The sequence below is a fragment of the Kaistia adipata DSM 17808 genome (assembly GCF_000423225.1).
In the GTDB taxonomy this organism is placed as follows: Bacteria; Pseudomonadota; Alphaproteobacteria; order Rhizobiales; family Kaistiaceae; genus Kaistia; species Kaistia adipata.
In genome coordinates, this window is record NZ_AUHO01000010.1 from 156,985 (window position 1) to 170,172 (window position 13,188).

At 67.6% G+C, this 13,188-nt stretch carries 12 protein-coding genes; 1 reads left to right on the top strand and 11 read right to left on the bottom strand.

The features are described from left to right. Positions 1-407: 407 nt before the first annotated feature. A complete protein-coding gene (locus tag G539_RS0109590) occupies positions 408-1,307 on the bottom strand; it encodes a LysR family transcriptional regulator (RefSeq protein WP_029075006.1) in 900 nt (299 codons plus the stop codon). A gap of 293 nt (positions 1,308-1,600) precedes the next feature. On the opposite strand from G539_RS0109590, the gene G539_RS0109595 reads away from it, so the two are divergent. After that, positions 1,601-2,590, top strand: a complete 990-nt coding sequence (locus G539_RS0109595; RefSeq protein ID WP_029075007.1) for an aldo/keto reductase — start codon at positions 1,601-1,603, stop codon at positions 2,588-2,590. Between the two features lie 270 nt (positions 2,591-2,860). On the opposite strand, the gene G539_RS24275 is transcribed toward G539_RS0109595, so the two are convergent. From G539_RS24275 to G539_RS0109645, 10 genes are all read right to left on the bottom strand, one after another. Continuing rightward, complete coding sequence (locus G539_RS24275; protein ID WP_169516630.1) at positions 2,861-3,988, bottom strand: aldose 1-epimerase family protein; 1,128 nt, start codon at positions 3,986-3,988, stop codon at positions 2,861-2,863. Continuing rightward, positions 3,985-4,821: an inositol monophosphatase family protein gene (locus G539_RS0109605; RefSeq protein ID WP_342665061.1), complete on the bottom strand. Its 837-nt coding sequence runs from the start codon at positions 4,819-4,821 to the stop codon at positions 3,985-3,987. The genes G539_RS24275 and G539_RS0109605 overlap by 4 nt, the downstream gene beginning before the upstream one ends. After that, positions 4,814-5,617 (bottom strand): glycerophosphodiester phosphodiesterase, encoded by an 804-nt coding sequence (locus tag G539_RS0109610; protein ID WP_029075009.1) that lies wholly within the window; start codon positions 5,615-5,617, stop codon positions 4,814-4,816. Before G539_RS0109610 ends, G539_RS0109605 begins: the two co-directional genes overlap by 8 nt. Before the next feature lie 50 nt (positions 5,618-5,667). Beyond that, positions 5,668-6,534, bottom strand: coding sequence for a glycerophosphodiester phosphodiesterase (locus G539_RS0109615; protein WP_084639913.1), 867 nt, complete (start codon positions 6,532-6,534; stop codon positions 5,668-5,670). 60 nt (positions 6,535-6,594) lie between these two features. Further along, positions 6,595-7,461 carry an ABC transporter permease gene (locus tag G539_RS0109620; protein WP_029075011.1) on the bottom strand — a complete coding sequence of 289 codons (867 nt, stop codon included), beginning with the start codon at positions 7,459-7,461 and terminating at the stop codon, positions 6,595-6,597. Beyond that, a complete protein-coding gene (locus G539_RS0109625; protein ID WP_029075012.1) occupies positions 7,448-8,380 on the bottom strand; it encodes an ABC transporter permease in 933 nt (310 codons plus the stop codon). Before G539_RS0109625 ends, G539_RS0109620 begins: the two co-directional genes overlap by 14 nt. Continuing rightward, the gene (locus G539_RS0109630) at positions 8,380-9,378 is read right to left on the bottom strand and encodes an oligopeptide/dipeptide ABC transporter ATP-binding protein (RefSeq protein ID WP_029075013.1); all 999 of its coding nucleotides are present in this window, start codon (positions 9,376-9,378) and stop codon (positions 8,380-8,382) included. Before G539_RS0109630 ends, G539_RS0109625 begins: the two co-directional genes overlap by 1 nt. Continuing rightward, complete coding sequence (locus G539_RS0109635) at positions 9,375-10,325, bottom strand: ABC transporter ATP-binding protein (RefSeq protein WP_029075014.1); 951 nt, start codon at positions 10,323-10,325, stop codon at positions 9,375-9,377. Before G539_RS0109635 ends, G539_RS0109630 begins: the two co-directional genes overlap by 4 nt. Before the next feature lie 64 nt (positions 10,326-10,389). Then, entirely contained in the window at positions 10,390-11,958 is a 1,569-nt protein-coding gene (locus tag G539_RS0109640; protein ID WP_029075015.1) for an ABC transporter substrate-binding protein, read from the bottom strand. Positions 11,959-12,007: 49 nt separating this feature from the next. Continuing rightward, positions 12,008-12,781 carry a DeoR/GlpR family DNA-binding transcription regulator gene (locus G539_RS0109645; protein ID WP_029075016.1) on the bottom strand — a complete coding sequence of 258 codons (774 nt, stop codon included), beginning with the start codon at positions 12,779-12,781 and terminating at the stop codon, positions 12,008-12,010. Positions 12,782-13,188 lie beyond the last annotated feature (407 nt).

The window sequence follows — 13,188 nt, forward strand, 5'->3', positions numbered from 1 at the left end:
CTGCTTCTTAATAAAGACGCCCATGATCGATTCCATGAACGCAGTTTCTCTTTCCTGTAAGGATTTAGTCCCTTCCTTCGGGTTCCGCAACTTGCATCGATAACGCGAGAATATTGAACAGACCATCGAGGGACTTGGCTCCAGATAGCCAAATCTCCTCCCGCAACGCATTGCAAAACTCAAGTCTGTCGTGCCGGTCGTTTTGAGGAGGCGGCAATACTTAGGCGGCTGATGCCTTGAAGGTGGCAGGGGCCAATCTATCCCGGCACGAGCTTTTTATTTCGAGTGACGGCAAAATTCTGGACGAGCTTGTTTCCAAACCTCCGTCAGGTCCATCCGATACGTCTCAGTCAGGCCTTCTGGCAGTTGGCGCTGCCGCATGCGCGAGTTCCGCGTGCCGACCCCGTCTAGTCCGGACCTCGGTAGCGCAGCGCCTCGACCAGGACGGCGAGGGCGGGCGAGATGTGGCGGCGGCTGGGGTAGTAGAGGTGGTAGCCCGGAAAATGCGGGCACCAGTCGTCGAGCACGCGAACGAGCCTGCCCTCCGCCAGATAGGGGCTGGCCTGGTCCTCCGGCAGATAGGACAGCCCGAGCCCGTCCAGCGCCGAGGCCAGCCGCATCCCGAGGCTGTTGAACACCGTCTGCCCTTCGACGCGGACATTCACCTCGCGGCCATCCTTCTCGAGGCCCCAGGCGAACAGGCCGCCATAGGTCGGAAGCCGCATGTTGATGCAGTTGTGCATGGTCAGGTCCTGCGGTGTCCGCGGCATCGGCATGCGGCGGAAATAGTCCGGCGAGCCCACGACCGCCATGCGCATAGGGGGGCCGATGCGGATGGCGATCATGTCCTTGGCGACCTGCTCGCCCATGCGCACGCCGGCGTCGAACCCCGCCGCGACGATGTCGGTGAGGCCGTAGTCGATGATGATCTCCACCCGCAGATCGGGAAAGTCCGGCAAGATGCGCTTCAGGGCGGGTTGCAGGATCGACAGGGCCGGATGCTCGCCGGCCGTGATCCGCACCGTGCCGGCGGGCTTGTCCCGCAGTTCACTGAGAGAGGCCAGCTCCGCCTCGATCTCGGCGAGACGCGGGCCCACCGTCTGCAGCAGCCTCTCGCCGGCCTCGGTCGGCGCGACGCTGCGCGTGGTGCGGGTCAGCAGCCGCAGGCCCAGCCGCGCCTCCAGCTGGCGTATGGTCTGGCTGAGCGCCGGTTGCGACACGCCGAGCCGTGCCGCCGCCCGCGTGAAGCTGCGCTCCCGCGCCACGGCGGCGAAGGCCGCCAGATCGTTGAAGTTCGCCTGCGCCATTCATAATCCCAGCTTATAGCGGCATGACGATTATGGCGTCTAAACGGGGGCGGCGGCGAGCGCTAATTTCGCCTCGTATGCAGGCGCGGCATCGCCCCGGCCGGTTCGGACGAACCGGCCCGATGGCGGAACCGGACAGCCTTCGCGAGGGACGCGGGACCGACCGACGAAACCGCGATGGAAGCGACCGGCCGACAAGGTTCAAGCGACGCAGGCCCCCGGCGCCGCGGCCCGGCGGAACCTCGGCGCCCCCCGGTTCCGGTGTCCGGATCGGCCGGAAGAAAGGAACGGACATGAAGACCAGATTCCTGCGGGACCTCGAGGTCTCCGCGCTCGGCCTCGGTTGCATGGGCATGAGCTCGGCCTATGGGCCGGCGGCGGACAGGGGCGAGATGATCCGGCTCATCCGCCACGCGCATGAGGGTGGCATCACCCTGTTCGATACGGCGGAAGCCTATGGCCCGTTTGCCAATGAGGACCTCGTCGGCGAGGCGTTGCAGCCCATCCGCGACCGGGTCGTCATCGCCACCAAGTTCGGCTTTGACATCGATCTGCGCACCGGAGCGCGCACCGGGGGCACCAACAGCCGCCCCGACCACATCCGGCAGGTCGCGGACGCGGCGCTGAAGCGGCTGCGCACGGATCGCATCGACCTGTTCTACCAGCACCGCGTCGACCCGGCGGTCCCGATCGAGGACGTGGCTGGCGTCGTGAAGGAGCTGATCGCCGCGGGCAAGGTCAAGCATTTCGGGCTTTCCGAGGCCGGCGTGGCCACCATCCGGCGCGCCCATGCGGTCCAGCCGGTCACGGCGGTGCAGAGCGAATACTCGCTGTTCTGGCGCGGTCCCGAGGTCGAGCTGCTGCCGGCGCTGGAGGAGCTGAACATCGGCTTCGTGCCGTTCAGCCCGCTCGGCGCCGGCTTCCTCACCGGCAAGATCGACGAGACCACGACGTTCGATCCGACCGATTTCCGCAATGCCGTGCCGCGCTTCTCGCCGGCGGCCCGCAAGGCGAATCGCGCGCTGGTCGACGTGATCCAGCGAGTGGCCAACGCCAGGAGCGGCACGCCGGCGCAGGTGGCGCTGGCCTGGCTCCTGGCGCAGAAGCCGTGGATCGTCCCGATTCCGGGCACCACCAAGCTGCACCGGCTCGAGGAGAATCTGGGCAGCGTCGATCTCGTCCTGACGCCGGCGGAGCTCGACCGGATCCGGATCGAAGCCGCTCGGATCCAGATCCAGGGAGAGCGCCTGCCGGAAGCGGCGCTGAAGATGACCGGCCGCTAGGCCCGCCGCAGGCGAGCCGTGTCCCCGCTGGCCATCCGTGGCCGCGTCGTCCCGCAGTTTCCCTCATCCTGCCCGCCCGCCCGGCGGCGGCATTCGTCAAGCAGTGCAACCCGGAGAGCGCGATTCTCGAGGAGGTCCCCGCAGTGGCGCGGCGCGCTGTTGGGCTTGGCCGTCCGCGAGCCGGCGGGTTGCGTACGGAACCACCTTCGGCCTTCGGCACGCGTGTCGAAGGCCGATATCAGGCCGGGCTGTCGGGCGGAGAAGACCGCCTCACGGCCTCGGGGGCGCAATCCGGTCGGAGCGCTCGGCCGGGCGATCGGTGCGATGGCCGTGGCCGGGGAACGGGTCGGCCATCGAGCCGAGCGTCAGCTCGATCTCGTATTGCGCGACCCCGCCCGGCGCCAGCGCGGCGGCGGGGCCGGCCGCCGGCTCTCCCGCGGCGCAGCGCCGGGCCGGCTCCAGCGCGAGGGCATAGACCCCGGACTGGAAGGCGCGCCAGATCCCGAAGCTCGGCAACTGTTCGCGCAGGAAGCAAAGCCGGGCCTCGATCCCGCCGCAAAGGGACGGGTTGCGCAGTTCGATGCTGGCCCGTTTCGTTTGCGAAACCACGGCCATGTCCTGGTAGTAGTCGACGAAGTCCTCCCTCGGCCGCCTGTCCTCCCGGTTGAAGGCCGAGACCGCCTCGCCGCGCAGGTCGCCCGAGATCTCGGTCGTCTCGTCGAGGAACGGATAGCCGAAGTTCACGTGGTAGAGCATCGCGTGCGGCGTCGGCCGGAAGCCGCAGTTTTCGACGAAGTCGTCGATGCGGATCGTCCAGCCGAAGACGTCCACCGCGATGCGGCGCCGCAAGACGAGGTTTTCGCCGAACACCGAACTCTGCCGGACGACGCCCTGCGCCCAGATGACCGGGGCATCGGCGTTCCAGTCGATGCCATAGCCGGAAAGCCCGGCGCGCTGGCTGGAGATCCGCCCATGCAGGGGATGGAACACCTGCTTGCGGTGCTTGTGCAGATAGTGCTCGGCGTCGTCCCGCCTGGCGCCGCCGATGTGATCCAAACCGCAGGTGACCAGGAAGCCGTCAAAATTGCGGTAGAAGCCGATCCCTTCCTCCGCATCGACCGAATTCGGCGGCCAGGGCATGCCGTTCGCGCTGTTCCACCCGATGTTGATGCCGCGCCAGGTCGCGCTGGAGATATCGAAACCGCGATCGACCGCGATCTCGAAGCCGATGCCGCCGGCGTTGCGGACCAGGAGCAGCCGCTGCCCCCGGCCCGGGCCATCCTCGACCTGCAGCAGCCGGATGTCGGCGACGCCCCGTCCATCGACCGTCCGATGGCGCAACTGGGCGGGCGCCAGTTCGTGCGCGGCCCGGCCGGATGGGCTGGAAGGCTCCGTCATGCGGACCTCGCCGGCGTCCAGCCACCGCCGACGCGGGCCAGCAGGGGACGGACCCTGGCCAGAAACGCCTTGCTGCCGCAGGCGAAGCGCAGTTTCGCGCGCAGATCGGCGCCGTCCCAGTCGATGGTGTCGCATAGGCCCAGATTGGCGAGGATCGGCAGCGCCGCCATCACGTCCCAGGACGCATCGCCCAAGGCCAGATAGCCGTCGGTCTCGCCGAGGGCGACCTCGACCAGGGAGAGGGTCGACGCGCCGCAGCAGCGGAAGGTGCAGCGAAGCTCGTCGGACAGGAAGCGCAGCACCTCCAGGCGGTCCGGCGTCGCGACCGATGGATGCAAGCCGATGCCGATGGAGGCCTGCGCGGCCTCGAAGGCGGGAAGAGCCGGCAGGGGGGCGTCGTTCAGCCGTGTCTCAACATTGGCTCCGCCGCTCAGCATCAGCTCGCGCGCCGGGGCGTGGATCACCCCGAGAACCGGGCGGCCGGCTTCGAAGAGCCCGATCGAGATGGCCCAGTTCTGGCCGCCGCGCACGAAGTTGAACGTCCCGTCGATCGGGTCGATGACCCAGATCCGGCCGGAGATGCCGGCGACGTCGCCACCTTCCTCACCAAAGACGCCGTCGTTCGGAAACGCCTCGCGCAGGCTGGCGACCAGGAAGGCCTCGACCTCCCTGTCGGCCTTGGTGACGAGATCAAGGTGCCCCTTCCTCTCGACCCCCCCATCGGCCAGGGACCGGAAATGGCCAAGCGCGATCTCGCCGGCGCGCCGCGCGATGGCCTCGAGCTGCGCCAGCGTGGCGCATCGGGGCGCCATCGACCCGTCGAGATCATGCACGGGCTTCGTTCCAGATGCGGACTACCTGCGCGACGTCGTCGCTGATGAGCTGATCCAGCTGACCCTGCCGGACCCATTCGACCACCATGGCCTCGACGTCGATGCCATAGGACTTGAGGGCCGCCAGCCGCTCCGGTCGCGGAACATGCAGGAAGGCCGCGAAGCCGCCGTCGTGGAGCTGCCGGGCCTCGCCACGGGGGAAGTGCTGGATCTCCAGGTTGATGGCATCCAGGTCCGCCTGCCGCGCCAGCGCCGCGGGGTCGATCAGCCGCGAATGGGACAGTCCGACGGTGGGCACCTCGGGGATCGCCGCCTTCAGCGCCTTGAGCTGGACGAAATCGAAGGACGAGAACTGCAGGAGGTCGGCGCAGCCCAGTTCGTCGATCAAGGCGCGCAGCTTGGGGAAGATCACGTCGTCGAGATCATACCGCTTGAGCTCGACCTGATAGAGGATGCCGAGCTCCCGCCCGAGTTGCAGCGCGTCCCGCAGCCGCGGCACCCGCTCGCCTGCGAACCGGGCGTCGAACCAGCGGCCGGCGTCGAGCGCCGCGATTTCCGAGTAGGACAGGTTGCGGACGAGGCCATGGCCGTCCGTGGTGCGATCCACGGTCTCGTCGTGCAGGAGGATGAGCTCGCCGTCGCGGGTCAGCGCGAGATCCGTCTCGCAGGTCACGCCGGCTCCGCCAAGCTCGCGCGCCCTGCGGAACGCGGCGAGCGTGTTCTCCGGCGCTCCGGCACTATGGCCGCGATGTCCTGCGATCCGCATCGTCTCCGGCGTCATCAGCAGCGGGTTCATCGATTTCTCCTGAAGTTTGGGCATGAAAGGCGCGTCCGGCGAGCGCGCGACTAGGGGGCGAGGTCCGCGTCGCGGCGGCGGGCCGCCGCCCGGTCCGGCGGATCGAGCCGCACGACCTCCCGTCCGCAGCGGGCAACGAGGTCGAAACCCCAGCGGACATCGTCGCAGACCAGCATGTCGATGCGTCCGGCGCGCAGATGGGCGGCGAGATCGTCGAGATGGTCGACGCCATAATCCTTGCGCAGCGCGAAATGCGCCGGCTGCGGCACGAAATGGCTGACGCCGATCCCCGCCTCGTGCAGGCTGTCGGCGATGTCCGGCGCGAACTGCGGATAGTCCGTGTTCAGGACGTCCATCGTCGCCGAGCGGGCCGCGCCGGCGGCATCGACCAGGCGGTGGTAGTTGATCCCCATGGTGCGGAGCGAGGGCGCGATCGCCTTGATGTCGCGCAGCACCACATAGTCGAACGAGCTGATCAGCACCCGCTCGGTCATGCCGGCGGCCTCGATCGCGGCGACGACCGGTTCGAGATAGCCGGGCCCCGCCACCTTGTCCTTGATCTCGACGATCAGCCCGAGGCCGAGGTCGCGGCAGTAGGCCAGGATCGCCTCGAACGGCTCGATGGGCTGGCCCGCGATCGCCTGGCCATTCCGGGCCCGGGTCCGGAACGGCGCGATGTCGTCATAGTCGAGCTGCGAGATCAGTCCCTTGCCCGTCGACGCGTTGTCGAGGATGTCGTCGTGGAACACCACGAGGCGTCCGTCGCGGGTTCGGCGCAGATCGATCTCGCACAGGCTGGCGCCGAGCTCGGCGGCCTGCTGCAGCGCGGGGCGGGTGTTCTCGTGGCCGTCCACGCTGTGGCCGCGATGGCCGCATAGCAGGATGCGCCCCGAGCGAGAGGGCAGAAGCTCAAGCATGATGAAGTCCTGGCTGGGAAGGTGGATGAGGTGTTTCGGCCGGACGCGTTCGCGCCCCGGCTAGCGCAGGCGGGCGTCGAAGCGATCGCGCAGGAAGTCCCCGAGCAGGCTGATCGACAAGGTCGTCACGACGATGATGAGCCCCGGCAATGCGGAGAGCCACCAGGCGGTCGCAAGGTAGTTCCTGCCATCCGCCACCATGAGGCCGAGGCTCGTCGCGGGCGGCTGGATGCCCAGCCCCAGGAAGCTCAGCCCGCTTTCCAGAAGAATGATCTCGGGGAAGTTGACCGTGAGCTGGACGATCAGCGGACCCGCGATGTTGGGCAGGATATGTCGCCAGTACACGCGGCGATCGGGCACGCCGATGATGCGCGCGGCCTCGGCATAGCCCTCGAGGTTGGCGCTCAGGATCAGCCCGCGCGTCAGCCGGGCGTAGCGCTCCCAGTTTGCAATGCCGACCAGCAGCATGAACAGGAGCGGGCTCGACCCGAAGAAGGCCAGTATGCCGAGCGCCACCACGATGAAGGGCACCGAGGCCATCGCATCGGCCAGGCCCATGATGAGATTGTCCAGCCAGCCGCCGAAGTGAGCGGCCAGCAGTCCCAGGCTCGTGCCGATGACGGCGCAGATCAGCGATCCGACCAGCGCGATCACCAATGTGGTCTGTGTCGCTGCCAGGAGGTTGCTGAGCAGATCCCGGCCCAGATAGTCCGTGCCCAGGACATGGCCCGGAAGCGCCCCCGGCGCCGCGAGGCGTGTGAGCGGGAATTGCTGCAGATGGTCATAGGGGGCGATCCATTGGGCCGTCGCGCCGACGGCGATGGCGGCCGCGATCCAGGCGCCGCACATCCAGATGCTGAGGGGCCATCCGAACGCCGGGAGCCTGGGGCGCCGGCCCGACCATGCGGGAGTCCTAGCTTGCGTCATGGTTTCCCAGCCTGATCTTCGGGTTGAGCGCTGCGTAGAGGATGTCCACGGTCAGGTTGATGGAGACCATGAAGGCGGTGAAGGTGAGGATCATCGCCTGAACCACGTTCAGGTCGCCGCTGTTGACGGCGCGAACGAAGCCGCTGCCCAGGCCGGGCCAGGCGAATACCGTCTCGACGAACACCGCGCCGCCCAGCATGCCGCCGGCGCCGAAGCCGAGCATGGTCACGAGCGGGATCGCGGCATTGGGCAGGGCGTGCCGAAGGATGATCTCTCGTTCCGGGATGCCATCGGCGCGGGCGGCCGCGATATAGGGCTGTCCGAGGACGTCGATCAGGGTCGAGCGGGTGAAGCGAGAGATGGTGGCGGCGCCGGCCAGCACCAGCGTCGCCACCGGCAGGATGGCGTGCTGCCAAGTCGAGCTGCCGGAGCTCGGCAGGACGCGCAGCCATACCGCGAAGAGATAGATCAGGGCGACGCCGAGGAGGAAGTTGGGAATGCTGTAGCCGACCACCGCGCCGGCCATCACCGCCTTGTCCGCGGCAGTCTCGCGGCGGACCGCCGCCAGTATTCCCGCCGGTATGCCGATCAGCATGGTGAGCAGGAAGGCCGGCACCGTGACCGACAGCGTCTTGGGGACGCGCTCGCCGATGACGGTGAAGACCTCGCGGCCATCGGCGAAGGAGGTCCCGAAGTTCCCCTGAAACGCATTGGCCAGATAGAGGAGATATTGCTCGGCGATCGACCGGTCGAGGCCCCATTGGGTGCGGAACGCCGCCAGCGCCTCGGGGGTGGCGATATCGGAGAGCATCTGCTGGGCGGGATCGCCGCTCAGCCGGAGCACGATGAAGACGAAGGTCACGGTGGCGAACAGCACGATCAGGGACCGCAACAGCCGCGCGAGGACAAAGCCGAACATCAGGCGACCTCCGCCGTAGCCATGGGAAGGGGCCGGACGTCCTCGGCGCGGTGGCAGGCGACGTGCCCCTGGTCGATCCGGCGCAGCCGCGGCGTCTCGGACGCGCAGCGCTCGATCGCCAGCGGGCAGCGCGAGCGGAAGGCGCAGCCGCGCGCGGCCTTGCCCGGATCGAGATCGCCCTGCACCGGCGGCGCGACATTCCGAACCCTGGGATCCAGCGACGGCACCGATGACAGCAGGGCCCGCGTATAGGGGTGGCGCGGCCTTGCATAGACCGACCGGATATCGCCGGTTTCCACCACGCGGCCGAGATAGAGCACGGCAATGCGGTCCACCAGGTGGCGAACGATGCGCAGATCATGCGTGATGAAGACATAGGCGAGATCGAGCTGCTGCCAGAGCGAGCGCAGGATCGCGACGACCTGCGCCTGCACGGACACGTCCAGCGCCGATACCGCCTCGTCGAACACGACCAGCCGGGGCGAGAGAACGAGGGCGCGCGCAATGACCACGCGCTGCCGCTGCCCGCCCGACATCTGGTGCGGGAAGCGGTCCATCAGCTCGGCGGACAGGCCGACCTTCTCGAGCATGGCGGCCGCCTGATCGCGGGCGCCATGGCGATCGGCCAGGCGATGCACCCACACGGCTTCCGCCACTTGCTGGCCGATGGTCATCTGCGGGTTCAGGGCGGATAGGGGGTTCTGCTGCACCAGCGAGGTCTGCCTGCGGAATGCCTTCCAGTCGCCGGGGCGGCGATCGGCGTGCGCGACGCCGTCGAAGCGGACTTCGCCGGCGCTGGGCGGCGTCAGCCCGAGCAGGAGTCGGCCGAGCGTCGATTTTCCGCTGCCGGATTCTCCGACGATCCCGATGCGTTCCCGGGGGGCGAGGTCCAGGTCGATGGCATCGACCGCGACATGGTCGACGGATCTTGCCAGCGGGCCGGAGCGCAGGCGGAAGGTCTTTTGCAGCCCGCGCGCTTGGAGCAGGGGCGGGTTCATGGGCGCACCGGATGGTAGCAGGAGGCCGCGTGGCCGGGGCCGATGCGCGCGGGCGCCGGATAGGCCGATACGCAGTCGCGGCCGCCCCGGTCGCAGCGCGGATGGAAATGGCAGCCGGCGGGAAGGTTGTCGAGCAGGGGCACCGAGCCCGCGATCGGGGTCGGCGGCTCGAGGTCGTCGGGATCGATGGTCGGCATGCAGTCGATCAGGGCCCGGGCATAGGGGTGGGCCGGGCGCTCAAGCAGCGCGCCGATGGGCGCCGTCTCGACGATCTTGCCGCAATACATCACGGCCGCCCTGTCGGCCAGGCGCGCGATGACGCCGAGGTCATGCGACACGATCAGCAGGGCCATGCCCGTCTCGGCGCGCAGTTCCTCGAGCAGATACAGGATCTGCGCCTGCGTGGTGACGTCGAGCGCCGTCGTCGGCTCGTCGGCGATGAGCAGTCTCGGCTTGGCGGCGAGCGCATGCGCGATCATCACGCGCTGGTTCATGCCGCCCGAAAACTGGTGGGGATAGGCGCGCAGCCGGCTCTTCGCCCTGTCGATGCCGACTCGCTCGAGCAGCCGCATGGCCTCGAGCCGCGCATCGTTGCCGCGCAAGCCCTGATGCCGATAGAGCGCCGATTCCAGATAATGGCCGATGGTGTGAACCGGATTGAGGCTGCTCGTCGGGTCCTGGAAGATCATCGCAACCGACGGCTTGGCCGGCGAGCCGGTGCCGCCGTCGGCATCGTCCTGCAGGGTGATCGAACCACCGGTCCGCGCGATGCCGCGGGGCAGGGCCCCGGCGATGGCGTAGCAGGTCATGCTCTTGCCGCAGCCGGATTCGCCAACCAGGCCCAGGGTCTCGCCCCGGTCGAGCGAGAGGTCGATGCCGTCGATGATTTTGAGTCCGCGCGCGGGGGCCTGAACGACCAGGCCGCGCACAGCTAGAAGATGGGACAATCGTAGCTGCTCCTGTGGGGGACGGCGCGCAATCGGATGCGCGCCGTCCGCTCGCCATGCGCGCTCAGCCGAAGCTGAGATTATGGGCGCGCAGCTCCATGGTCTCGAAGCTCACCGGATTCCACTTCACGTCCTTCCGCGCGCCGTAGACGTCGAGTGGCTGGTAGAGGATGACGGCGGGCGCCTCCTCCTCGAAGATGTCGCGCATGCGGTTGAAGGCGTCGAAGCGCTCCGGGCCGTCCGGCAGCTGCGCCACCTTGACGGCGAGTTCGTTGAACTCGGCCGGGGCGTCCCAGCCCCAGCGCTGCTGCACGGCACGGCCGGGGCCGAACTCGGAGACGATGGTGTTGAGGGCGTCGGTCAGGGAGAGGCCGTTGGACCAGTTGCGAATCCAGATGTCCTCGTCCTTTGCCGTGGTTCCCGGCGCATAGATCTCCGGCACGACATTGACGCCGATCTCCTTCCACATCTCGATCATCATCATCAAGGCGGGAATGGCGTTGGCGTAGTAGTTGCCCATCGTGCGATAGGTGATCGGCGTGCCGTCATAGCCGCTTTCGCGCACCAGCCGCTTCGCCTCCTCGACGTCATATTCCATGGGGCGACGGTTCGGATCGAAGGTCGCGCCATAATGCGGGAAGTTCAGGCCGTTGGGGATGGAGGCCCGGTTCTGCCACAGGGCCTCGACCAGCAGCGGACGGTTGACGGCGAGCGCCATCGCGCGCCGCAGCGTCTTCGACTTGAAGACCGGCTGGTTCATGTTGAACGTGAACATATGGAAGTTCTCGATCAAGATGCCGCGGGTCTCGAGGTCCGAATAGCTGTTGACGAGCGCCAGATCATCCGGCGTCAGCGTCGTGATGATGTCGTATTCGCCGCTGATCAGGCCGGCAACGCGGGTCGCGGGCTCGGCGACGACCTGGAACGTGATCTTCGATGCGGTCGGCTTCTCGCCCCAGTATTTGTCGTTCGCGTCGATGACGGCCCGATCGCCCGCGATGAACTCGACGAACTTGTAGGGGCCGGTGCCGACCGGGCTGTTGCCGAATGCGGCGGCTCCGAGCTTGCTGTAGTAGTCCTTGGGCACGATACGTCCGACCCAGGACGCCACGATCTTCTCGATCAGATAGGACGGCGTCTTGGTGCGCAGGACGACGGTATACTTGTCCTCGACGACCGGCTCGTCCCAGTCGGGCGAGAAGTTGCGGCCGTTCGGGATCGACTTGATCGCCTCGTCGCCCCAAAGCCGTCCCGACGAGAAGGTGAAGGCGACGTCGTCGGCGGTCATTTCGACGCCGTTGTGGAACAGGACGTTCTGGCGCAGCTTGAAACGGACCGACCGGTCGTCGAGCCGCTCCCAGCTCTCCGCGAGGGCCGGCACCAGCTCGGTGCCATTTCCCGGGGCGCCATCGTGGAACCAGTCGCGCGCGATCAGCGTGTCGAAGATCTGGGTGACGATGCGCACGCCGGTATTGCTGATGGCATTGACCGGCTCGAGCGAGTTCGGCAGGCCGTTGACGCCGATGCGAAGCTCGCGCCGATCCTGGGCAAAGGCGAAGCCGGCGCCGGACGTCGATGCCAGGGCGATGGCGCCGGCGCCGAGCAAGAAGTTCCTACGATCAATTCTGAGCATCTCATTCTCCTGCTTTGTCGGGATGCTGTTCAGGGGCGGAGAGCGGGGCCTAGTGCGCGATGACGAACTTGCGCCGCATTTTTTCGGGGGCCGTTTCGATGATGCTCGCGGCGCCGGCGTCGGTGACGATGACGCCCACATCCTCGATCCTTGTCGTGACCGAGAAGCTCGACTTGGTGAACTTGGAGTGGTCCGCCACCACGATGACGCGGCTCGACACTTCGATCATGGCCTGCTGGACGCTCGCGTTGAGCGGGTAGCCGGTGCAGATCAGGCCGCGATCCAGATCGATCGAAGCGGCGTTGAGAATGAGCTTGTCGACATTGAACTGGCGGATGAAATGTTCGGCCTGGGGGCCGCGGAAGGAGCGGTTGGTGTCGGTATATTCCCCGCCGATCGCGTAGAGGTTCCTCGCCTCGCCGCGGATCAGCTCGGCGATGATGTCGGCCCCGTTCGAGAGCAGCGTGAGCCCGGTGCGCTTCGCCAGCAGTTTGGCCACTTCCAGCGACGTGGTGCCGGCATCCAGCAGGACGGCATCCCCGTCGGCGATCATTCCGGCGGCGGTCGCGGCGATGGCCGCCTTTTCCGCCAGCTGGGAGACGGCGCGGACGGCGTGGATCGGGTCCTGCGCCACCTGGTTGAGGCTGACCGCGCCGCCATGCGTGCGGCGCAGGAATCCTGCTTCTTCCAGTTCGCCGAGGTCGCGCCGGACGGTCGCGACCGATACCTGGAGGTGTTCCGTCAGGGCGCGGATGTCGAGAAAAAGCTTCTCGTGCAGCAGCGCGACGATCTTGGCCTGACGATCTTCAATCGGGTTGAACAAAACGCTTGTCTCGCTTGCGACGTGAAGCAAATCGTTCACGGCGAGCGAAAAACATCATAGCTCGATGAAGGTCATGCGACGTATCTGTGACGGATCGATAACATTCGCCGTGTTTGCCGGCGGAATGCGGTCCGTCTGGTGATGCCGGGATGATGGAAATCGATCATGGTCACGGTCGGCGCGGGGATGTCGCCGGGTCTGGCGGCGCCGGGATTCAATCGATCGTCGCGTCTAGGGGGGATGCCGTTCCGGCGACCGGCCGGGAACGCGGGCGCCTTGGGGCGGGCGGCGGAGCCCGCCGCCCGCGATCCGGCGCCGGGGTGGCCGCCGGTAGGTCTCGCTGCATGGCCAGCGGGCGCGGCCAAGCCTCCCCGCCAGGCGCCGCGTTCCGGTCGTCCGGCGCGGAA

Bases quoted from the DNA above. Each gene is read 5' to 3' on its own strand.
- G539_RS0109590 (WP_029075006.1), bottom strand. From the start codon at position 1,307: ATGGCGCAGGCGAACTTCAACGATCTGGCGGCCTTCGCCGCCGTGGCG.
- G539_RS0109595 (WP_029075007.1), top strand. From the start codon at position 1,601: ATGAAGACCAGATTCCTGCGGGACCTCGAGGTCTCCGCGCTCGGCCTC.
- G539_RS24275 (WP_169516630.1), bottom strand. From the start codon at position 3,988: ATGACGGAGCCTTCCAGCCCATCCGGCCGGGCCGCGCACGAACTGGCG.
- G539_RS0109610 (WP_029075009.1), bottom strand. From the start codon at position 5,617: ATGAACCCGCTGCTGATGACGCCGGAGACGATGCGGATCGCAGGACAT.
- G539_RS0109615 (WP_084639913.1), bottom strand. From the start codon at position 6,534: ATGCTTGAGCTTCTGCCCTCTCGCTCGGGGCGCATCCTGCTATGCGGC.
- G539_RS0109620 (WP_029075011.1), bottom strand. From the start codon at position 7,461: ATGACGCAAGCTAGGACTCCCGCATGGTCGGGCCGGCGCCCCAGGCTC.
- G539_RS0109625 (WP_029075012.1), bottom strand. From the start codon at position 8,380: ATGTTCGGCTTTGTCCTCGCGCGGCTGTTGCGGTCCCTGATCGTGCTG.
- G539_RS0109630 (WP_029075013.1), bottom strand. From the start codon at position 9,378: ATGAACCCGCCCCTGCTCCAAGCGCGCGGGCTGCAAAAGACCTTCCGC.
- G539_RS0109640 (WP_029075015.1), bottom strand. From the start codon at position 11,958: ATGCTCAGAATTGATCGTAGGAACTTCTTGCTCGGCGCCGGCGCCATC.